The sequence below is a fragment of the Streptomyces sp. NPDC104761 genome (genome assembly GCF_055583445.1).
On record NZ_JBVJNZ010000015.1, the window covers coordinates 140,651 to 159,236 of the forward strand.

General features: G+C 72.7%; 18 protein-coding genes. 6 read left to right on the forward strand and 12 right to left on the reverse strand.

Annotation, left to right across the window (positions count from 1 at the left end; translation table 11 throughout):
• Positions 1–141: 141 nt before the first annotated feature.
• Complete coding sequence (locus ACZ63F_RS33910) at positions 142–534, forward strand: hypothetical protein (protein WP_469717021.1); 393 nt, start codon at positions 142–144, stop codon at positions 532–534.
• A 70-nt stretch (positions 535–604) separates the two neighbouring features.
• Here the strand turns inward: ACZ63F_RS33910 and ACZ63F_RS33915 are convergent, their stop codons facing one another.
• From ACZ63F_RS33915 to ACZ63F_RS33925, 3 genes are all read right to left on the reverse strand, one after another.
• Positions 605–1,819, reverse strand: coding sequence for an acyl-CoA dehydrogenase family protein (locus ACZ63F_RS33915; protein ID WP_469717023.1), 1,215 nt, complete (start codon positions 1,817–1,819; stop codon positions 605–607).
• 6 nt (positions 1,820–1,825) lie between these two features.
• Positions 1,826–2,848, reverse strand: coding sequence for a phosphotransferase family protein (locus ACZ63F_RS33920; RefSeq protein WP_469717025.1), 1,023 nt, complete (start codon positions 2,846–2,848; stop codon positions 1,826–1,828).
• 167 nt (positions 2,849–3,015) lie between these two features.
• Entirely contained in the window at positions 3,016–3,312 is a 297-nt protein-coding gene (locus ACZ63F_RS33925; protein WP_469717028.1) for a hypothetical protein, read from the reverse strand.
• Between the two features lie 128 nt (positions 3,313–3,440).
• On the opposite strand from ACZ63F_RS33925, the gene ACZ63F_RS33930 reads away from it, so the two are divergent.
• On the forward strand, positions 3,441–4,391 hold the full coding sequence (locus ACZ63F_RS33930; RefSeq protein WP_469717030.1) for an NADP-dependent oxidoreductase: 951 nt from the start codon (positions 3,441–3,443) through the stop codon (positions 4,389–4,391).
• A 59-nt stretch (positions 4,392–4,450) separates the two neighbouring features.
• On the opposite strand, the gene ACZ63F_RS33935 is transcribed toward ACZ63F_RS33930, so the two are convergent.
• From ACZ63F_RS33935 to ACZ63F_RS33950, 4 genes are all read right to left on the reverse strand, one after another.
• Entirely contained in the window at positions 4,451–4,765 is a 315-nt protein-coding gene (locus ACZ63F_RS33935; protein WP_469717032.1) for a DUF202 domain-containing protein, read from the reverse strand.
• Complete coding sequence (locus ACZ63F_RS33940; protein ID WP_469717034.1) at positions 4,762–5,154, reverse strand: YidH family protein; 393 nt, start codon at positions 5,152–5,154, stop codon at positions 4,762–4,764. The genes ACZ63F_RS33935 and ACZ63F_RS33940 overlap by 4 nt, the downstream gene beginning before the upstream one ends.
• 133 nt (positions 5,155–5,287) lie before the next feature.
• Positions 5,288–5,797: an NUDIX hydrolase gene (locus ACZ63F_RS33945; protein WP_469717036.1), complete on the reverse strand. Its 510-nt coding sequence runs from the start codon at positions 5,795–5,797 to the stop codon at positions 5,288–5,290.
• 46 nt (positions 5,798–5,843) lie between these two features.
• The gene (locus ACZ63F_RS33950) at positions 5,844–6,737 is read right to left on the reverse strand and encodes a DMT family transporter (protein ID WP_351958956.1); all 894 of its coding nucleotides are present in this window, start codon (positions 6,735–6,737) and stop codon (positions 5,844–5,846) included.
• Between the two features lie 389 nt (positions 6,738–7,126).
• On the opposite strand from ACZ63F_RS33950, the gene ACZ63F_RS33955 reads away from it, so the two are divergent.
• From ACZ63F_RS33955 to ACZ63F_RS33965, 3 genes are all read left to right on the forward strand, one after another.
• Positions 7,127–8,125 (forward strand): hypothetical protein, encoded by a 999-nt coding sequence (locus ACZ63F_RS33955; RefSeq protein WP_469717038.1) that lies wholly within the window; start codon positions 7,127–7,129, stop codon positions 8,123–8,125.
• Positions 8,126–8,212: 87 nt separating this feature from the next.
• Positions 8,213–8,953 carry a molybdopterin-dependent oxidoreductase gene (locus ACZ63F_RS33960; RefSeq protein ID WP_469717040.1) on the forward strand — a complete coding sequence of 247 codons (741 nt, stop codon included), beginning with the start codon at positions 8,213–8,215 and terminating at the stop codon, positions 8,951–8,953.
• The gene (locus ACZ63F_RS33965; protein WP_469717043.1) at positions 8,937–9,560 is read left to right on the forward strand and encodes a cytochrome b/b6 domain-containing protein; all 624 of its coding nucleotides are present in this window, start codon (positions 8,937–8,939) and stop codon (positions 9,558–9,560) included. Before ACZ63F_RS33960 ends, ACZ63F_RS33965 begins: the two co-directional genes overlap by 17 nt.
• A 145-nt stretch (positions 9,561–9,705) precedes the next feature.
• On the opposite strand, the gene ACZ63F_RS33970 is transcribed toward ACZ63F_RS33965, so the two are convergent.
• Together ACZ63F_RS33970 and ACZ63F_RS33975 are read right to left on the reverse strand one after the other, a co-directional pair.
• Positions 9,706–11,103: a GntT/GntP/DsdX family permease gene (locus ACZ63F_RS33970; protein ID WP_469717045.1), complete on the reverse strand. Its 1,398-nt coding sequence runs from the start codon at positions 11,101–11,103 to the stop codon at positions 9,706–9,708.
• 40 nt (positions 11,104–11,143) lie between these two features.
• Positions 11,144–11,665: a gluconokinase gene (locus ACZ63F_RS33975; protein WP_390641966.1), complete on the reverse strand. Its 522-nt coding sequence runs from the start codon at positions 11,663–11,665 to the stop codon at positions 11,144–11,146.
• A gap of 150 nt (positions 11,666–11,815) precedes the next feature.
• Between ACZ63F_RS33975 and ACZ63F_RS33980 the strand changes: the two genes are divergently transcribed.
• Positions 11,816–12,517 carry a FadR/GntR family transcriptional regulator gene (locus ACZ63F_RS33980; protein ID WP_351958950.1) on the forward strand — a complete coding sequence of 234 codons (702 nt, stop codon included), beginning with the start codon at positions 11,816–11,818 and terminating at the stop codon, positions 12,515–12,517.
• 13 nt (positions 12,518–12,530) lie between these two features.
• Here ACZ63F_RS33980 and ACZ63F_RS33985 read toward each other — a convergent pair whose 3' ends face one another.
• The 3 genes from ACZ63F_RS33985 to ACZ63F_RS33995 all read right to left on the reverse strand — a co-directional run bounded on the left by ACZ63F_RS33985 (position 12,531) and on the right by ACZ63F_RS33995 (position 18,261).
• Positions 12,531–12,929 carry a YchJ family protein gene (locus tag ACZ63F_RS33985; protein ID WP_469717049.1) on the reverse strand — a complete coding sequence of 133 codons (399 nt, stop codon included), beginning with the start codon at positions 12,927–12,929 and terminating at the stop codon, positions 12,531–12,533.
• A gap of 11 nt (positions 12,930–12,940) precedes the next feature.
• On the reverse strand, positions 12,941–14,314 hold the full coding sequence (locus ACZ63F_RS33990; protein ID WP_469717051.1) for a M1 family metallopeptidase: 1,374 nt from the start codon (positions 14,312–14,314) through the stop codon (positions 12,941–12,943).
• An 80-nt stretch (positions 14,315–14,394) separates the two neighbouring features.
• Positions 14,395–18,261 (reverse strand): Pls/PosA family non-ribosomal peptide synthetase, encoded by a 3,867-nt coding sequence (locus tag ACZ63F_RS33995; RefSeq protein ID WP_469717055.1) that lies wholly within the window; start codon positions 18,259–18,261, stop codon positions 14,395–14,397.
• Positions 18,262–18,586 lie beyond the last annotated feature (325 nt).

The window sequence follows — 18,586 nt, forward strand, 5'->3', positions numbered from 1 at the left end:
GCCTGCGGGTCGGAGACAAGGCCAAGGTCTACGTGGAGTACGGGCTGGTCGGGGTGATCGGAAGGACCGGGGAACTGACTCACTGCATCAACGTCTGTCGCAATTCCCGAGGAGCCGTGCACGGAAGCCGGGAGGTGCGCCGTGATCGATGTCTCCGACGTACTGGAGCGGTTGGCCGCTCGTCCCGGCGCGTGGCCCGAGGAGGTCGCGGTCGCGATCGCCGCCAATCTGGCCCGGTCGGCCGGAGCCGTGGTCGACTGGGACGACGAGGCCGACGAGGAATGGCTCAGCGTCCTGCTTCAGGACGTGCGCGTGGCGATGGTCTCGACACGGCTCCGGTTGGTCGTCTCTGTGACGGACCTTCCGGATGTTCCGTCGCCGGATGCCGAAGTGATCTCTGTTCCGTCGTTCGACGATCCGGTCATTCGCTGTGACACCGCCGTGCTCGGGCAGGTATTCGGGAGCGAGGGGATCTCTCACATCCTGAACGCCGAGAACTTCTCGGCGAACGATCTGTGGTTCGCCACCGTGTGAACAAGTGCGGAGGGAGCTCCGGCGGCGTCAACGCGGCCGGAGCTCCATCCGTGGCGGCAACCCCCGCCGGCTACAGGTACTTCTTCAGCTCCCGCCGTGCCAGCGACCGCTGGTGCACCTCGTCCGGGCCGTCGGCGATCATCAGGGTGCGGGCCCCGGCGTAGAGGTCGGCCAGCGGGAAGTCCTGACTGACGCCGCCCGCGCCGTGCAGCTGGATCGCGCGGTCGATGATGCCGACGACCGCACGCGGCGTGGCGATCTTGATGGCCTGGATCTCCGTGTGGGCGCCCCGGTTGCCGACGGTGTCCATCAGCCAGGCGGTCTTGAGCACCAGCAGCCGCAGCTGCTCGACCGTCACCCGGGCGTCGGCGATCCAGTTGTGCACCACGCCCTGCTGGGCGAGCGCCTTGCCGAAGGCCTGGCGGGAGACGGCCCGGCGGCACATCAGCTCGATCGCCCGTTCGGCCATGCCGATCAGCCGCATGCAGTGGTGGATCCGGCCCGGACCCAGCCGGGCCTGGGCGATGGCGAAGCCGCCGCCCTCCTCGCCGACCAGGTTCGTCACCGGCACGCGCGCGTGGTCGAAGACCACCTCGGCGTGGCCGCCGTGCGAGTGGTCCTCGTACCCGAAGACCTGCATCGCGCGCTTCACGGTGACGCCAGGGGTGTCGCGCGGGACCAGCACCATGGACTGCTGACGCCGGATGTCGCCGCCGTCCGGGTCGGTCTTGCCCATCACGATGAAGATCTTGCAGTCCGGGTTCATCGCCCCGGAGATGTACCACTTGCGGCCGGTGATGACGTAGTCGTCGCCGTCCCGCTCGATGTACGTGGTGATGTTGGTGGCGTCGGAGGAGGCCACCTCCGGCTCGGTCATGGCGAACGCCGAGCGGATCTCACCGGCGAGCAGCGGCTCGAGCCACTGCTTCTTCTGCGCGTCGTCGGCGAACTGGGCCAGTACCTCCATGTTCCCGGTGTCCGGGGCCGCGCAGTTCAGCGCGGTGGGCGCCAGGTGCGGGGAGCGGCCGGTGATCTCGGCGAGCGGCGCGTACTGGAGGTTGGTGAGCCCCGCACCGTACTCGGCGTCGGGCAGGAAGAGGTTCCACAGGCCCTGCCTGCGCGCCTCCGCCTTCAGTTCCTCGACCACGGCCGGGGTGTCCCACGGCGAGGCCAGCGCGGCCCGCTGCTCCTCGGCGACCGGCTCGGCCGGGTAGACGTACTCGTCCATGAAGGCGAGAAGCTTGGCGCGCAGTTCCTCGGTGCGCGCGTCGAACGCGAAGTCCATGGCCGGTCAGCCTTCCTGAAGAGTGGTCAGTCCGTGGTCGATGAAGACGGGGACGAGGTCGCCGATCCGGTCGAAGCCCCGCCCGAGCGTCTGGCCCTGCGTGTACCGGTAGTGGATGCCCTCCAGGATCACGGCGAGCTTGAACCAGGCGAACGCCGTGTACCAGGAGATGTTCGAGACGTCCCGGCCCGAGCGGGCCGCGTACCGCTCGACCAGTTCCCGCGGCTCCGGGTGGCCCGGTGCCTCGGCGGTCGTCGACACCGGCGAGTCCGGCGCGCCGAGCGGCAGGCTGTACATCACCAGCAGGCCCAGGTCGGTCAGCGGGTCGCCGAGCGTGGACATCTCCCAGTCGAGGATCGCCCTGATCCTGTCGTCGTCGCCGATCAGGACGTTGTCGAGGCGGTAGTCGCCATGGATCACCGTGGGCGCGGGGGAGTCGGGCAGGCGGCGGCCCAGGGTCGCGTGCAGCTCGTCGATGCCGGCCAGCTCACGGTTGCGGGAGGCGTCCAGCTGCTTGCCCCAGCGGCGGAGCTGGCGGTCCAGGAAGCCCTCCGGGCGGCCGAAGTCGGCGAGGCCGACCTCCGCGGGGTCCACGGCGTGCAGCCCGACGAGCGTGTCCACCAGGGAGAGCACGGCGTTGCGGGTGCGCTCGGGGCCGAGCGGGACGAGCTGGTCGGAGGTGCGGTACGGGGTGCCGTCCACGAACTCCATCACGTAGAACGGCGCGCCGAGGACGTCCTCGTCCTCGCACAGCAGCACCGGGCGCGGCACCGGGACCTCCGTCGGGTACAGCGCGCTGATCACCCGGTGCTCGCGCCGCATGTCGTGCGCGGTGGCCAGGACATGGCCGAGCGGCGGGCGCCGCACGACCCACTTCGAGGTGCCGTCGGAGACCGCGTAGGTGAGGTTCGACCGTCCGCCCTCGATCAGCCTTCCGGTCAGCGGACCGGTCACCAGACCGGGGTGCTCGCGGTCCAGCAGGCCGCGCAGCCGGTCGAGGTCGAGTCCGGGCGGGTGGTCGGGGCTCATGCATCGCTCCTACGAACGAACGAACAGGACCCGACTCATGATGCCGACCAGTCGGTATGTCGTCCAGCGCGGGAGCCAAACGTGACCGGGACCACCCTACGACCCGAACGGCGCGCGGCGGCTCCCCGCGCGCGGAGAGCGGGGAGCCGCCACGGACGGGGGCCGGCTCAGTGATCGTCCCAGTGGCCGTCGTGCTCGGCGTGCCGGTGGCCGTCGTGCAGATAGTCGATGTGGTCGCCGTGCAGGACCCCGGTGTGCCCGCAACCCTCCCCGTGCCGGTGCTCGTGCGCCTCGTGGGTGACGTGGCCGTCGGGCTCGCACTCGTCCCAGTGCTCGCCGTGCTCGCGGTGCAGGTGCCCGTCGTGGGCGTAGTCGATGTGGTCGCCGTGCGGCACCTGGTCGTGCCCGCAGTCCGGGCCGTGGCTGTGGCCGTGTGCGGTGTGTTCCTGATGAAGGGTGGTCATGGTGCTCGCCTTCAGGGGTGCAGGGGTCAGCAATGTGGCGTGATGCCGACGGCCAGGCTGCCACGCAAAAGGCGCATATGCGGGCATCCCGGTTGCGTGGCGTCCGAGTACCCCTGAGGGTCGGTTGCATGAAAGGCATCAGTTACAGCCGGTACGGCGGCCCCGAGGTGCTGGAGTACGGCGAGGTCAAGGACCCGAAGGTCGGCCCCGACTCGGTGCTGGTGAAGGTCCGGGCGGCGGCCGTCAACCCGGTCGACTGGAAGTGCCGCGAGGGCCACCTGCACGGCATCCTGGACGCCGTCTTCCCGGTGATCCCCGGCTGGGACGTCTCCGGCGTCGTCGTCCAGCCGGGCCCGGCCGTCACTGAGTTCGCGGTCGGCGACGAGGTGATCGGCTACGTCCGCGAGGACTTCCTCTCCCGCGGCACGCTCGCCGAGTACGTCGCCGCCCCGGTGCGCACCCTCGCCCGCAAGCCGCGCAACCTCACCTTCGAACAGGCCTCCGGGCTGCCGCTGGCCGGTCTCACCGCCTACCAGGTGCTGGTCCACGCCCTGGAGGTCAAGCGCGGCGAGACGGTCCTGGTGCACGCCGCGGCCGGCGGTGTCGGCTCGCTCGCCGTGCAGATCGCGGCCCACCTCGGCGCCCGGGTCATCGGCACGGCGAGCGAGCGCAACCACGACTTCGTCCGCGGCCTCGGGGGCGAGCCGGTGAGCTACGGCGCGGGCCTGGCCGAGCGCGTGCGGGGGCTGGCCCCCGAGGGCGTCGCCGCCGTCTTCGACACCGTCGGCGGGGAGACCCTGACGGTCTCGGCGAACCTGCTCGCCCCCGAGGGCCGGATGGCCTCGATCGCCGACCCGGACGTCCTCGACTTCGGCGGCCGCTACTGCTGGGCGCGCCCCGATGCCGGGGACCTGAACCGGCTCACCGCGCTCGCGGAGCAGGGCGCGGTCACCGTCCACGTCGCCGAGACGTTTCCGCTGAAGGCCGCGGCCGACGCGCAGCGCCGCAGCCAGGAGGGCCGGACCCGGGGCAAGCTGGTCGTCACCGTGGACTGGCCGGAGGAGGGCGAGGAAGGCTGAGACGGGGGGCCGGCTGGGCCCGGAGAAGACTGAGGGGGACTGGGGCGGGACTGAGGGGGCTACACGACCAGCGCGGCGGCGCACAGGGCGATGGCCACGGTGCACAGCACCGCCCCGGCCGCCTGCCGGGGCGTCAGCGTCGCGGGGCGGCCGGTGACCGCGAGGGCGCGGATTCGGTGGTGGGCGACCAGCAGGAAGCCCAGCCAGAACACGCAGCAGGCGGCGCAGGCGACGACCCCGGGGGCCGAGGCGCCGCCGTGCAGGGCGGTCTTCGCCGCGAGTATGGCGGCGACGGTCGCCGACAGGGTCGTACGGCGCCAGGCCAGCCGGGTCCGCTCCGGCTGCAGCCCGGGGTCGCGGGCCGGCGCCGTCATCCCTCCCACCCGACGAGGACGACGACGACCATCGCGACGGCGACCACCGCGATGACCACGCTGAGCAGTGCCGGGAACCGGGACACCGGGAGGTCCTCGCCGCGCCGCATCGCGCGCTCGCAGCGCATCCAGTGGTTCACGGCGCGCAGCGAGCACAGGACGCCTGCGGCGAGGAGCGCGAGGGCGAGGCCGACGCGCCAGCCGCGGCCGAGGTCGGGCAGGAACTGGTCCACGGCGAATCCGCCGCCGATGAGGGCGAGGGCGGTACGCAGCCAGGCGAGGAAGGTCCGCTCGTTGGCGAGGGAGAAACGGTAGTCGGGGGTGGTGCCCTCCTGCCTCACCTCTTCAGGGGCGAACCACAAATGGACGTTCCGTGCGAATTCGATCACGTGCCACAAGCCTACCGGGAGGCGTCGTGGTCGTTCGGCCGAGGGTGCGTGGGGGCTGGCCGCGCAGTTCCTCGCGCCCTGACGGGGCCCTGCAGCCACGTCAGCTCATAGCGGCGCCCACCCGGCCGAAGGCTCAGCCCCGCCACTCCTGCAGCCGATCCCACGCCGCCAACCCGTCCGGCACCCACTCCCACTCCCCGAGGCGGGCGGACAGCTCCTCGTCGGTCAGGAAGTCGTGCCACGCCACCTCCTCCACCTGCGGCCGTACCGGCAGCTCGCAGCGCACCTCGTACACCGCAGACCACCAGCTCTGCCCGGCGCCGTCGTCGTACAGGAACTTGAAGAGGAACGTCGGCCGGGGGAGCCCGCTCACGCCCAGCTCCTCCTCGGCCTCCCGCAGCGCCGCGTCGTCGTAGGACTCGCCCGCGCCGACCACACCGCCGACGAACATGTCGTAGAGGGAGGGGAAGACCAGCTTGGTCGGGGTGCGGCGGTGGACGAAGACGCGGCCGGCGGCGTCGCGGGCCTGGATGAAGACGCAGCGGTGGCGCAGGCCCCGGGCGTACGCCTCGCCGCGCGGGGAGGTGCCGATCACGTGGTCGTTCTCGTCGACGATGTCGAGGATTTCGTCAGCAGCGCTCATGCCGCCATCCAAGCAGGCGCCATCCAACCAGGCGGGGCCGCAGGCGTCAGCGCGGCTGGAGGTCCAGCGAGGGCTCCTTCGGTGCCGTACCGCGCGGCATCGCGGGGTGCAGCCCGAGCAGCACGATGCCGGCCACGATCGCCGCGAGCCCCGCCGCCTCCCAGGCCAGCGCCCCGGTGTCGGTGCGCAGCCGGTCCCCGAGGAAGCCGACCCCGCACAGGATCCCGGCGAGCGGCTGGGCCGCGGTGAGCGCGGGCAGCGAGTTGCGCAGCTCCGCCGTCTCGAACGCGCTCTGCACGAGGATCAGCCCGGTGACCCCGAGGACCAGCACGCCGTACGGCTGCCAGCCGGTCAGCACCTCCATGATGCCGCCCTCGGAGAAGCGGGTGCTGGTGACCCGGGTCAGGGCGTCCTGGACGCCGTAGAGCAGGCCGGCGGCGAGGGCGAGGAGGGTGGGGCCCGCGCTCAGGCGGGACCGCTTGGCGTAGGTCGTGAGCAACAGGGCCGTGCCGACCATCACGCCGATGATCAGCCAGTGGCGCAGCGGGTTGGTGACCGCGTCACCGCCGCGTGGCTGGCCCGCCAGGATGAACGAGGTCACCCCGCCCGCGAGCAGGGCGAGGCCCGCCCAGCCCTGGTGGCTGAGGGGGTGCTTGGTCTGGTGCCGGGAGAGCGCGAGGGCGAACAGCAGGTTCGTCGCGAGCAGTGGTTCGACCAGGGAGATCTCTCCCTTGCCGAGAGCGATCGCGCCGAGGACCATGCCGGCCACCATCAGGCCGATACCGCCGAGCCAGCGCGGCACCCGCATCAGGTCGAGCAGCAGCCGGGGCGAGAGGAAGTCGCTGAGCGGTGCCTTCTGGGCGACGTTCTGCTGGAGCACGAACCCGAAGCCCAGGCAACAGGCCGCGCTCACGGCGAGAATCAGAACCAGAACGGACACGCTGCGTACCTCGATCTGCGGCCGGGTTACGGAGTGCGTAGTGGCCGACTGTAGCGCTCCCGGAAGGGGATTGTTCCGGGAGTACCCGGAACCGGGCGGTTGACTCGGTCACGCCGCCCGGGTCGATCACGGTGGGCGGACGGAGCGGCGGCGGGACCCTACGGCCATGGTCCGACGCCCGGGCGGCCCGCGCCATGGCGTACACCACAGCCGGAACCCGGAGCCCCACGGTCACCGTACGCCAACTGGGCCCAGGCGCGCGTCAAGTTCCGCTTCGCGCAAGGTAGTTGAACGGGGTACCAGCCCTGTTCGGCTTGACGCAAAGTCTTGGCTGGGGGTTTGCTGTGCGTGATCGGCCGATGGCAGCACGACAACCAGGAAGTCCCGCGGTGCCCCCAACCCCGCCCCTCTTAGGCCCAGGCCCGGCCGTCGCAGGCCCCGGCCCGGCCGTCGCCGACGGTCCCGGTGCGAGCCGCGCGCCGGCGCACCCCCGGTGCGAGCACTGTCCCGACGACGCCCTCGACGACGTCGAACTCATCTCCGCGCGAGCCGCGTTGGCCCAGGGCCGCTGGCAGTCCGCCCGCTCCCTGTTGCTCCACACGGGTGACGACTGGGACCGCCGCGGCCACCGGGCGACCGTCCTCGCAGGCGAGCCCTATGCCGGCGCCTGGGCCCGCGAGTGGCTGCTCGCCGAGCCCGGCTCCGCAGGCGCCGCCACGCTGTACGCCCTGACCCTGGTCCGGCGCGCCCTGCGCGCCAAGGAGGAGCCCGAGCGGGCCCGCGAGGCCTGCGCCGGCGCCGCCGCGCTCGCCCCCGCGGACCCCACCCCCTGGCTCGGCCTCCTGCTGCTCGCCCGTCACCTGGGCACCGACGAGGAGACGCGCCGCGTCTTCGGCGAGGTGCGCCGCCGCCATCCCGAGCACCATCACGCCCACCACCTGATGGCGGCCCGGATCGCGGAGAGCGAGGCCCGGGGGACCTACGAGCTGTGCGCCTTCGCGGAGCGTGCTGCGGCCGAGGCCCCGGCCGACTCCCCGCTCGCCGTCCTGCCGGTCGTCGCGTACACCGAACGCCACCGCGTGCTCGCCGCCACCGGCCGGGCCCCCGCCGACCCGGCCGCCGCCGGGCACTGGGCCGAGCCGTCCGCGCTGCGCGCCCTCGGCGCCGCGTTCGACTGGTGGCTGGAGTGGGGGATCGAGGAGCATCCCCGCCGGTACGTCGACCTCAACCACCTCGCCCACGCCACCTTCGGCGCCGGCCGGTACGCCGAGTCCGCGGCCCTCTTCCAGCGGATCGGCCGCCATGCCACCCCGGCACCCTGGTCGTACCCGGACCGCGACCCGTGTGCGGCGTTCCGGGCGGCCCGGGAGCGGACGCTGGCAGGATGAGGGGAGCTTCATGAGAAGAGGTTGTGGATTCCTTACGGCCGCCGGATTCCGTGGCCGGACACGCCCCGATGGTGTTCGAATGAGTGCGTGAACTCTGAACAATCCGAGGAGCCGCGGCGCACCGAGGAGGGCGCCCCGGTCGGCCGCCGGGTGTTCCTCGGCACCCTCGGCCTCGGCGCGCTCGGCCTGGTGAGCGCGCCGGTGCTGCAACGGATGACCGAGACGGTCCTCGGCGCCTTCTCCGGCAAGGACCCCACGGGCCTGACCGGACTCCTCCCGAACGGCGGCGGCTTCCGGTACTACTCGGTGACCGGGTCCGTGCCGGACAAGACCGCCGCGAACTACCAGCTGAAGATCGACGGCCTGGTCGACAAGCCGCAGACGTACACCCTGGCCGACCTGCGGGCCCTGCCGCAGACCAAGCTGGTCAAGGACGTCCAGTGCGTGACCGGCTGGCGGGTCCCCGACACGCCCTTCGAGGGCGTCCGCCTCTCCCACCTGCTGGACCTGGCCGGCGTCCGGGACACCGCGAAGGCGATCCACTTCACCTGCTTCGACGGCGCCTACACCGAGAGCCTCACCCTCGACCAGGCGCGCCGGCCGGACGTCCTGGTCGCGCTGCGCATGCAGAACAAGGCCATCACCCACGACCACGGAGGCCCGGTCCGCCTCTACGTCGCTCCCATGTACTTCTACAAGTCGGCCAAGTGGCTCTCCGGCATCACGGTCACCGACAAGGTCGAACCGGGGTACTGGGAGAACCTGGGCTACGACGTCGACGCCTGGGTCGGCCGCTCGAACGGACGTGACGATGAGCCTACGAGCTGAGGCCCCGGCCGCCACCGACCGACTGCAACGCTTCACTCCGGCCGAGCGCTGGATCCACCGCACGACGGCACTGCTGATGGGCCTGTGCGTCGCGACGGCCGCCTGCCTCTACGTCCCGCAGCTGGCGATCCTCGTCGGCCGCCGCGAACTGGTCGTCCGCATCCACGAGTGCGCGGGCGTCGCCCTTCCCGTCCCGGTCGTCCTGGGCCTCGCCTCCCGCGCCTTCCGCAGGGACCTCGGCTTCCTGAACCGCTTCGGTCCGCACGACAGGCTGTGGCTGGCCGCCGTCCTGAGCCGCGACAAGCGCCCGTCCTCCCGGCCGGCCGGGAAGTTCAACGCCGGCCAGAAGATCTACGCGAACTGGATCGCCGGCGCGACCCTCGTCATGCTCGCGACGGGTCTCCTGATGTGGTTCACCCACCTCGCCCCGCTGATGTGGCGCACCTCGGCCACCTTCGTCCACGACTGGCTCGCCCTGACCATCGGCGTCGTCCTTGCCGGCCACATCGGGATGGCCCTCGGCGACCCGGAGGCCAGACGGGGCCTGCGCACGGGCACGGTGAGCAGGGAGTGGGCCAAGCGCGAACACCGCCTGTGGCGGCCGTAGCCGCAGCCCGCCGGCCCCTCGGCCAGGCACGCCCCGTCAGGACTGCCGCTCCCCTCGTCCCGCCGCATCGCTGATCAGCCGGGACGGCGGAGTCCGGCGGTGCCGAGTGACTCGTGCACCGCCGGACTCCGGACCAGTACCGCCCCTAGATCACCAAGGACAGCAGCAGCACCAGCCCGCCCGCGACCACCGAGATGATCGTCTCCATCACCGACCAGGTCTTGAGCGTCTGGCCGACGGACAGGCCGAAGTACTCCTTCACCAGCCAGAACCCGGCGTCGTTGACGTGGCTGAAGAACAGCGAGCCCGCGCCGATGGCCAGGACGAGGAGGGCGGTGTGGGCCGTCGACATGTCGGCTGCCAGCGGGGCCACCAGCCCCGCCGCGGAGACCGTGGCGACCGTCGCGGAGCCGGTCGCGAGACGGATCGCCACAGCGATCAGCCAGGCCAGCAGCAGGGCCGGGATCGACCAGTCCTTGGAGATGTCCAGGATCATCTGGCCGGCACCGCAGTCGATCAGGGTCTGCTTGAAGCCACCGCCCGCGCCGACGATGAGGAGGATGCCCGCGATGGGCATGAGCCCCTTCTCGACGGTCTGCGAGAGCCGCTCCCGCGAGAACCCGGCCGGCCGGCCCAGCGTGAACATGCCGACGAGAACGGCCGCGAGCAGCGCGATCAGCGGGGAGCCGACGACGTCGAAGACGCGCTGGACGGTGTCCGCCGGGTCGTCGACGACGATGTCCACCAGCGCCTTGGACAGCATCAGGGCGACCGGCAGCAGGACGGTGGCGAGGGTGGCGCCGAAGCCGGGGCGGTTCTCCAGTTCCTCGGACGGGCGCTGCGGGAGCATCCGGTCGGGGGCCTGCACGTCCACCCAGCGGGCGGCGACCTTCGAGAACAGCGGGCCGGCGATGATCACGGTCGGTATCGCGACCAGGACACCGAGGGCCAGGGTGACGCCCAGGTTCGCGTGGACCGCGTCGATCGCGACCAGCGGGCCGGGGTGCGGGGGCACCAGGCCGTGCATCACGGACAGTCCCGCGAGGGCGGGGATGCCGATGCGCATCAGGGAGTAGTGGCCGCGCCTGGCGACCATCAGGACCACCGGGATGAGCAGCACGATGCCGACCTCGAAGAACAGCGGCAGCCCGACCACGGAGGCGATCAGCACCATCGCCCAGGGCATCGCCCGGCCGCCGGCCCTGGCGAGGATCGTGTCGACGATCTGGTCGGCACCGCCGGAGTCGGCCAGCAGCTTGCCCAGGATCGCCCCGAGCGCGATCAGGACACCCACGCCGGCGACGGTGGCGCCGAGCCCGGTGGTGAAGCTGGTGACGACCTTGTCGAGCGGCGCCCCGGCGAACGCGCCGAGCGCGAGCGAGCCGAGGGTCAGCGCCAGGAAGGCGTGGAGCTTGAACTTGGTGATGAGCAGGACGATGACGGCGAAGCCCAGCAGGACGGCGATGCCGAGCCGGGCGTGTCCGGCCGAGGTGATGGGCGCGACGGTGTCCGCTGCCAGCATCTCGACGCTGAGTCTGGTCACGGGGGTTCCTTGTAGTGAGTGACGGGGGAGCAGGGGGGATTTACTGCGGGGTGAGGTCGGGCAGTGCCTCGAGCGCGCGCACGGCCCGTGCCGTGATCTCCTCGGGGGTGCCGGAGACCTCCACGGCGACACCGGCCTCGTCCGGCTCCAGCGGCTGGAGCGTGGCGAACTGGGAGTCGAGCAGCGCGGTCGGCATGAAGTGACCCTGCCGGTGCGACATCCGGTCCTCGATGAGCTGCCGGTCGCCGGACAGGTGCAGGAACACGATGCCGGGGGCCGCCGCGCGGAGCCGGTCGCGGTACGACCGCTTCAGCGCGGAGCTGCTGACCACCCCGCCGAGTCCCGCCCGGCCGTGCGCCCAGGCGCCGATGGCGTCCAGCCACGGCCACCGGTCGGCGTCGTCGAGCGGGTGTCCGGCCGACATCTTCGCGATGTTGGCCGGTGGGTGGAAGTCGTCGCCCTCGGCGTACGGGACGCCGAGCCGGGCGGCGAGCAGGGGACCGATCGTGGTCTTGCCCGTGCCGGCGACGCCCATCACCACGACGACGTGAGGGGTCCGCATCACTGCCTCGCTGTCCTTCCTCGACGAGCGGCACCGGCTACGACATCCGGTGTCGGCCTCACTGAAACCCATTAGGTACGACGAATTCAAGAGTCTGTGACATATAAGTCTGACTTTTTGGCTCGGTGATCCACTCGGTACGCTGAGTGCATGAGCACACCGGGCCGGGGCCTGCACGGCCGAGTACTGGACGCCCTGGGCCCCGCCATCACCGCGGGCGAGTACCCGCCGGGCAGCGTCCTGCGCACCGACGAACTGGCCCAGCGCTTCGAGGTCTCACGCTCCGTGATGCGCGAGGCGGTCCGGGTCCTCGAGTCCATGCACCTGGTCGAGTCCCGCCGCCGGGTGGGCGTGACCGTCCGCCCGAAGGCCGAGTGGAACGTCTACGACCCGCAGGTGATCCGCTGGCGCCTGGCCGGCGCCGACCGCCCGCACCAGCTGCGCTCGCTCACCGTGCTGCGCTCGGCGATCGAGCCGGTGGCGGCGGGCCTGGCGGCCCGGCACGCCACGGCCGAGCAGTGCGCCGAACTCACCGAGTGCGCCCTCGGCATGGTGGCCCACTCGCGCGGCCACAGGCTGGCGGACTACCTCTTCCACGACGTGGCCTTCCACCGGGTGATCCTGGCGGCGTCGGGCAACGAGATGTTCGCCCGCCTCGGCGACGTCGTGGCCGAGGTCCTCGCGGGCCGTACCGAGCACGAGGTCATGTTCGAGGACCCCGACCCGGCCGCCGTCACCCTCCACGTCCAGCTCGCGGAGGCGGTCCGCGAGGGCGACGCCCCGCGCGCGGAACAGCTGACCCGCGAGATCACCGCGGGCGCCCTCCAGGAACTGGACATCCTCGCGCCGTAGCGCTGCCGCAGCCCTACCGCTCCGGGAACTCCCCGTCCAGATACACCCAGGCCCCCTCGACCCGCTCGAACCGGCTGCGCTCCAGCAGCGAGCCGTTCCGGAACGAGGCGCGGAAGGTCACGGTGCCGGTGGCGTGGAAGGCGGAGCCGTCGGTCGTCGCCAGGATCTCCAGACCCGTCCACCGCATCCCGGGGTCCAGGTCGAGCCGGGCCGGGCGGGTCCGGGGATGCCAGGTGCGCAGCAGGTACGGCTCGTCCCGCCTGACGAAGGCGCTGTAGCGCGAGCGCATCAGCGCCTCGGCGGTGGGTGCCGCCGCCTCACCGCGGTGGAACCGGCCGCAGCAGTTCTCGTACGTCTCCGGCAGACCGCACGGACAGGCGGCGGGCTGCTGCCGGGGGCGCTTCGGTGTCACGGGCCGGCCCCCTACGCCGACTCGGCGTTGGTGGGCGGCTGGGCCGGGCGGGCCGGGAGGGCCAGCGTGGGGAGCGCGGGCAGCGCGGTGCGGTGCACCCAGGCGTCGAGGAGGCCGTCCAGCGGCTCGTCCGCGAACCGGTTGACGTGCGCCGTGAACATCGCGGTCGTCACCGACCCGCCTCGGTGCAGCCCCGCCCACGCCCGCAGCATGTGGAAGAACCGCTCGTCGCCGAGCGCGCAGCGGACCGCATGCACGGTGACCCCGCCGCGCTCGTAGAGCCGGTCGTCGAACATCGCCTTCTTGCCCGGGGCCGCGATCCGGATGTCCTGCGGCAGCCCGGAGAGCATCCGGTGCGCGAGGGCGGCCAGTTGCTGCGCGCTGCGGCCCCCGGACCGCTCCGACCAGAGCCACTCCGCGTACTTGGCGAGCCCCTCGTTCAGCCAGATGTGCCGCCAGTCGGCGATGGACACGCTGTTGCCGAACCACTGATGGGCGAGTTCGTGCGCCACCAGCCGCTCCGAACCCCGCGCCCCGTCCACGTGGTTGGCGCCGAACAACGACAATCCCTGGGCCTCGACGGGGACATCGAACTCCTCGTCGGCGACGACCACGGCGTACTCGTCGAAGGGGTACGGCCCGAACAGCCGCTGGAACAGGTCCATCATGGCGGGCTGCCGCGCGAAGTCCCGCGAGAACTCCGGGAGCAGCTGCGCCGGTATGTGCCCGTGCATCGGGACCCCGCCGAAGCCCGGGTCGCCGAGCAGCACCGTCTGGAACTTGCCGATCGCGAGGCTCACCAGGTAGCTCGACGTCGGCGCCGCCTGCTCGTACACCCAGGTCGTCGTGGACGCCTTCGTGGTGCGGGTCAGCAGCCGGCCGCCGGCCACCACCGAGTACGCCGACGGGCAGGTGACCGAGAGCAGGTAGGACGCCTTGTCGGCCGGCCGGTCGTTGCACGGGAACCAGGAGGGCGCGCCGACCGGCTGGCTGGCCACCAGCGCGCCGTCCGTCAGCTCCTCCCAGCCGATCCCGCCCCAGGGGCTGTTCACCGGCCTGGGGTTGCCGGACCAGTGGATCTCCACGGTGAAGGCGGCCCCGGCACGCAGCGGCTTCGCGGGCTTGATCCGCAGCCGGCCGCCGCGGTGCGTCCAGTGCGGCTGGCGGCCGTCCACCCGGATCCGGCCGATCTTGAAGTCGGCCAGGTTCAGCTGGAACTCGGGCAGCGCGGCCCGGCCCGCGATCGCGTTGATCCGGGCCGTCCCGGCCAGGCGGTTGGGTCCCGGCCGGTAGTCCAGCGTGAGCTCATAGCGATGCACCCGGTACCGGGGATCGCCGTTGTCCGGGAAGTACGGGTCCGGACCCGCCGACTGCTGCACTGCCACTTCCGCGTTCGCTCCCTGCGCTGTGCTCGAACCGTCCCTCGGTGCACCGATGCCCGCGGCCACCACCGGACGGCCCGCGCTCAGGGACGCCATGCCTCGATCGGGTTGCCGAGCCAGCGGGTGTCGTCGGGGACCGACTCCGCCGCCATGACGAGCGACGCGGGACCCAGGGTGGTGCGGGCCCCGATCGTGCTGCCGGGCAGCACGATCCCGCCAGGGCCCAGGGTGGCGCCCTCACGGAGAACCACAGTATCCGTCCGCAAGATCCGGTCGTGGAAGAGGTGAGTCTGCAGGACACAGCCGCGGTTCACGGTGGCCGCGTCCTCCAGTGTGACCAGATCCGTCTCCGGCAGCCAGTAGCTCTCCACCCAGACGCCCCTGCCGATGCGGGCGCCCAGGCCGCGCAGCCAGGCCGTCAGCACCGGGGTACCCGGCACCGAGCCGGCCAGCCACGGCACCGCGAGCACCTCCACGAACGTGTCCGCCAGCTCGTTGCGCCACACGAACGAGCTCCACAGCGGGTGCTCCCCGCTGCGGTGCCGCCCGACCAGCGCCCACTTGGCAAGGACCGAGACCAGACCGGCGACGGCACCGGCACCGAGCAGCACCGGTCCCGAAAGGAGCGGCGCCCAGGCACCCAGCGCGCACAGCGCGGCTACCGTCAGCCCCGCCAGCGCCACCGAGCACAGCACCGGCACGATCCGGCACGTCTCCACCAGCGCCCGCGCCCACAGCAGCCGGACCGGCGGCTCGTACGTCCGGCTCTGGTCGCCGTCGGCCGCGCTGCGCGGCAGCTTCACCGGCGGCAGCCCCAGGTACGAGGTGCCCTTCTTGGCCTTCTTCGGCGTCGCCGACAGCACGCCCACCAGCCCGCCCTCCGGCACGCTGCGGCCCGGCGCGGTCATCCCGGAGTTCCCGAGGAACGCCCGCCGCCCGATCTCCGCACGCCCGATCCGCACGTACCCGCCGCCGAGCTCGTACGGCGCGGTCAGCGTGTCGTCGGCCAGGAACGCGCCCTCGCCGACCGTCGTCAGACTCGGCAGCGCGAGCACGGTCGACACCTCCGCACCGCGCCCGATCCGCATCCCGAGCAGCCTCAGCCACACCGGCGTGACCAGCCCGGCGTACAGCGGGAACAGCGTCTCGCGGGAGCGGTCCATCAACTGCGACACCGTCCACGCCTGCCAGCCGGTCCTGCTGTGCGTCGGGTAGGTGCCGGTGCGCAGGCCCAGGCTCAGCAGCCGCACGGAGACCAGGATCAGCAGGGCGTACGCCAGCCCGAAGGCCAGGGTGGCCGGGACCAGTGCGACCGCCGCGCCCCGCAGGGCCTCGGCCAGGCCGTCGCCGGGGGCCACGAACCGCCCGGCGACCAGCAGCGCCGCGGCACCGGAAAGCACCGGGAGCGCGCTGAGCCCGAGCCCGGTGAGGCCGTACATCACCCGCCAGTGGGTGCCGCGCTGCGGCCGGTGCTTGGGCCAGTTCCGCTTGGCCTTGCCCAGCTTGACCGCGGGGGCGCCGGCCCAGCGCTGGCCGGTCGGGATCTGCCCGGTGACCGCCGACCCGGGGGCCACCTCGGCGCGCTTGCCGACGCGGGCGCCCGGGAAGAGCATGCTGCGCGTCCCGACGACCGCGTGGGCGCCGATCCTGACCTGGCCGATCACCAGCCGGTCGCCGTCCAGCCAGGAGCCGGACAGGTCCACCTCGGACTCCACGGCCGCGCCCCGCCCGATCCTGAGCAGGCCGGTGACCGGCGGCAGCGAGTGCAGGTCCACCTCGGGACCGATCTTGGCGCCCAGCGCCCGCGCGTACCGCTCGAGCCAGGACCCGGTCAGCGTGGTCGCCCCGGCGAACTCGGCCAGCCGCTCCGCCGCCCACAGCCGCAGGTGGACGGAGCCGCCGCGCGGATGGGTGCCGGGCTTCACGCCGCGCAGCAGCAGCCGCGCGCCACCGGCCGCGACCGCGATCCGGCCGGGCGGGGTGAACAGCACCAGGGCCCCGAGGCCGACCAGCCACCAGGGCGCGGCCGGCAGCCGGCCGTAGCCGCCCAGCACGTTGCCGAGCGCGGCGAGGACCACCGTCCAGCGCAGCCCGAGGAGGGTGAACAGGGGGAGCAGGAGCAGCACCTGTACGAACTGGGCCCTGCGCGGCACCGGCGCGATGGTGCGCTCGGCGCCGTCGTCCTGCACGGACTCTTCCAGCCGGCGGGCCAGCTTGCGCAGCACGGGCTGCTGGTAGATGTCGAGGACGGCCGCGCTCGGGTAGCGGGTGCGCAGCCGGGTGGTGAGCTGGGCGGCGGACAGACTGCCGCCGCCGATCGCGAAGAAGTCGTCGGCGGCGCTGCTCACCGGGATGCCGAGGACCTCGGTCCACTGCTCGGCGAGCCAGGCCTCGGTGCCGTACAGCTGCTCGGCCGGACCGCCGGTCTCCAGGCCCTCCAGGGGCCAGGGCAGGGCGTTGCGGTCGACCTTGCCGGAGGTGCGGGTGGGCAGCTCGGCGACGGGCGCGAGGAGCGGCACCAGGGCCGCGGGCAGCTCGGCGCGCAGCTTCTCGACGGCGGCCGCGTGGTCCCAGCCGTCCTGGGTGACGACGTAGCCGACCAGCAGCTGGTTGCCGCCGCGCGCGGTCCGCACGGCCGCCGCCGCGCCCGCGACGCCGGGGAGCGCCTGCAGGGCCGCGTCGACCTCGCCCAGCTCGATCCGGCGCCCGCCGAGCTTGATCTGCTCGTCGGCGCGCCCGAGGAAGACCAGCCCCTCGCGGTCGGCGCGCACCAGGTCACCGCTGCGGTACGCCCGCTCCCAGCCCAGCGACTCCAGGGGCGCGTACTTCTCCGCGTCCTTCTCGGCGTCCAGGTACCGGGCCAGGCCGACCCCGCCGATCACCAGCTGGCCGCTCTCGCCCATGGCCACGGGCACGCCCGCGTCGTCGACGACGGCCAGCTCCCAGCCGTTCAGCGGCAGCCCGATGCGGATCGGCTCCTCGCCGGTCATCAGGGCCGCGCAGGCGACGACGGTGGCCTCGGTGGGGCCGTAGGTGTTCCAGACCTCGCGGCCCTCGGTGACCAGGCGCTGGGCCAGCTCGGGCGGGCAGGCCTCGCCGCCGAAGATGAGGAGGCGGACGTCGTTGAGGGTCTCGGGCTCCCAGAGGGCGGCCAGGGTGGGCACGGTCGAGACGACGGTGATCTCCTGCTCGACCAGCCAGGGCCCGAGGTCGGCGCCGGAGCGGACCTGGGAGCGGGGCACGGGCACCAGGCAGGCGCCGTAGCGCCAGGCGAGCCACATCTCCTCGCAGGAGGCGTCGAAGGCCACCGAGAGGCCCGCCATGACCCGGTCGCCGGGCCCGATCGGCTCCTCGTTGAGGAACAGCGCGGCCTCGGCGTCCACGAAGGCGGCGGCGCTGCGGTGGGTGACGGCGACGCCCTTGGGCTTGCCGGTGGACCCCGAGGTGAAGATGATCCAGGCGTCGTGCCCGTCGCCGGGGCGGCCGGAGGGCCGCCCGGACTCGCGGCGCACGTCGATGTGCAGCCCCTCGCCGAGGACGGCCGCCACCTCCGCCTCGCCGAACACCAGTGCGGCCCGCTCGTCCGGGTCCTCGGCGTCCACCGGGACGTAGGCGGCGCCGGCCGCGAGCACGCCGAGAACGGCGACGTACAGATCGTTGGTTCCGGACGGCACCCGCACGCCCACGCGGTCCCCGAGCCCGATCCCGGCCTCGGCGAGCCGCCCCCGCAGCCGCGCCACCTCCGTGGCGAGCGCGCGGTAGGTGAGCTGAGCGGTGCCGTCGTCCAGCGCGGGCTCGTCGGGATGGGCCCGTACCGTTGCTTCGAACACGTCCACGAGCGTGCGCGGCGATGCCGCCGCCCCGGCCGAGAACCGTGCCGTGTTCCCGAACTCCTCGCGGATCTCTTCGTCGAGCAGGCCGAGAGCACTGCTCTCGTCAATCGCTGCCATCCGGTCCTCGCGTCTCGTTCCCGGAACCTCCGGGGCGCCGGCGGGCCCGCAGGTCTGCCTGGGGTTGTCCGGCTCCGGCTGGGTAACAAGCCGGAAATATTAGTACGACGCTAGGTTCCCGTTCGTCCCGCGGCCACCCGGAGACGGCCGTTCGGGGCAGTCCCTTGAATCTTAAGCAACTCCTGACCTGGGACTCTCCGCGCACGACGAGAGATGGGACACACAGCGTGAGGCGGGCCAACTCCACGTGTCCGACGGTCGGTACGGCGACGGCCGGCCCTGCGGCGAGGAGGGGGAGAGAACGCCGCGGAACCGGCCGTCGCCG

What these genes read in the sequence shown, in the direction of transcription:
- ACZ63F_RS33915 (WP_469717023.1), bottom strand. Translation starts at nt 1,819, where the DNA reads ATGGACTTCGCGTTCGACGCGCGCACCGAGGAACTGCGCGCCAAGCTT.
- ACZ63F_RS33920 (WP_469717025.1), bottom strand. Translation starts at nt 2,848, where the DNA reads ATGAGCCCCGACCACCCGCCCGGACTCGACCTCGACCGGCTGCGCGGC.
- ACZ63F_RS33925 (WP_469717028.1), bottom strand. Translation starts at nt 3,312, where the DNA reads ATGACCACCCTTCATCAGGAACACACCGCACACGGCCACAGCCACGGC.
- ACZ63F_RS33930 (WP_469717030.1), top strand. Translation starts at nt 3,441, where the DNA reads ATGAAAGGCATCAGTTACAGCCGGTACGGCGGCCCCGAGGTGCTGGAG.
- ACZ63F_RS33935 (WP_469717032.1), bottom strand. Translation starts at nt 4,765, where the DNA reads ATGACGGCGCCGGCCCGCGACCCCGGGCTGCAGCCGGAGCGGACCCGG.
- ACZ63F_RS33945 (WP_469717036.1), bottom strand. Translation starts at nt 5,797, where the DNA reads ATGAGCGCTGCTGACGAAATCCTCGACATCGTCGACGAGAACGACCAC.
- ACZ63F_RS33965 (WP_469717043.1), top strand. Translation starts at nt 8,937, where the DNA reads ATGAGCCTACGAGCTGAGGCCCCGGCCGCCACCGACCGACTGCAACGC.
- ACZ63F_RS33975 (WP_390641966.1), bottom strand. Translation starts at nt 11,665, where the DNA reads ATGCGGACCCCTCACGTCGTCGTGGTGATGGGCGTCGCCGGCACGGGC.
- ACZ63F_RS33980 (WP_351958950.1), top strand. Translation starts at nt 11,816, where the DNA reads ATGAGCACACCGGGCCGGGGCCTGCACGGCCGAGTACTGGACGCCCTG.
- ACZ63F_RS33995 (WP_469717055.1), bottom strand. Translation starts at nt 18,261, where the DNA reads ATGGCAGCGATTGACGAGAGCAGTGCTCTCGGCCTGCTCGACGAAGAG.